Origin of the sequence: Bradyrhizobium cytisi (assembly GCF_008123515.1) — a bacterium.
Lineage (GTDB): Bacteria > Pseudomonadota > Alphaproteobacteria > Rhizobiales > Xanthobacteraceae > Bradyrhizobium > Bradyrhizobium cytisi.
The window spans coordinates 1-1,346 of the sequence record NZ_VSSR01000152.1; the positions used below are offsets into that span (position 1 = coordinate 1).

At 60.3% G+C, this 1,346-nt stretch carries 1 protein-coding gene; it reads left to right on the forward strand.

The features are described 5' to 3' along the window. Window positions 1–417: 417 nt before the first annotated feature. Entirely contained in the window at window positions 418–1,257 is an 840-nt protein-coding gene (locus tag FXB38_RS42100; RefSeq protein ID WP_148756717.1) for a Crp/Fnr family transcriptional regulator, read from the forward strand. Window positions 1,258–1,346: the final 89 nt, after the last annotated feature.

Consider the following 1,346-nt stretch of genomic DNA (forward strand, 5'->3'; position numbering starts at 1 on the left):
GATCTTCAGTGCACTTAATTTGGTTTGGCCGAATTGAATGCACCGTAATTCCCACCGTAACTCCCGTAACCGCTCTGCCCCCCATCAACTGACATGTAGCTGCACCGTGTCAACAGAAGCGATGGGCCAAGAGGCGTCCACGCCCCACACCGCCGAAGACGTCAGCTAGGAAGCCGAGAGCGGGCGCTGCCGGAACCATCACCGGTCGATCATCCCGCAGGCCCCGCTCGCCGAGTCGCACAACGGGCGTGAATAGTATGATGTATGCAAGATCCTGCTTGCGCGGCGAGACGCCGGCAGCGTCTCCGCAAATGTCCGTGCTTGATCTCGATTAATGGCTCTGTTTGGATGATTGCGTTTCGCGCAACTCTATTTCGGGCAATCATAGTGAATGAAAAAGATGGATACCGGCCTTCAATGGGTGCTCCTTCACAAGAAAGCATCGTGACCCTCCACCGTACCGGCATCGGGAACCGGCTACTGGCAGCGCTGCCGCCGGCGGATCTCAGCTTGCTCACGCCCCACTTCCGGAAGGTCTCGTTTGAGCCAGATGCCGTTCTGGTGCGCTCAGGCGATGAGATGGACCCGGTCTATTTTCCCCATAGCGGCGCAATCGCCTTCATGCTCGATATGCCGGACGGGCAAACGGTCGCAACCACCTTGATGGGACGGGAAGGCGCTTTGGCCTCTTTCTCCGTGCTCGGCCCATCGCTTTCATCCGTGACCGCGATCGCACGCATGGCTGGCTCAGCATCATTGATTTCCGCCGTCAAATTTCGGGATGCCTATGCGCAAAGCGCGGCCATCAGGAATGTCGTTCAGCTCCACGCCCGCGCGGTGTTATTGCAGCTCCAGCACGTAGCCGCTTGCAACGCGCTGCACCGGGTGGATGGTCGCATGGCGCGGTGGCTTCTGCAGCTTCACGACCGCGTTCCCGAAGACCTCCTTCCGGTGACGCAGGAGGCGCTTGCGCAATTGCTGGGGGTGCGGCGGACGACAGTGACTCTGACGATGAGAAAGCTGCGCGAGGCCGGAGCCGTCCCGTCCGACCGGCGCGGATTTGTTGAGATCGATCGGGCGCGGCTCGAGAGGGTCGCATGCAACTGCTATGCGCTTATGCAGCGCAAGATCGATCGGATGTATTGCCAGGAATTGTCGGCGCCCCAGCCTACCCGTGCGCCGTTCCGGGAATGCGCCATCGTCTCGTCCGGCGGAGCGAGTGGTGAATCCAGAGCCGTTTCGGGGGCGGAGAAGTAGAGACCATGCGATGACCGCCTTCGGTCAGAAGCTGCCGTTAGGTAGCAGGCCGGCGCAGGTCTTGAACTTATTACGGTGACACCCATTAG

Coding starts and splice junctions, on each gene's coding strand:
- FXB38_RS42100 (WP_148756717.1), top strand. CDS start 418: ATGGGTGCTCCTTCACAAGAAAGCATCGTGACCCTCCACCGTACCGGC.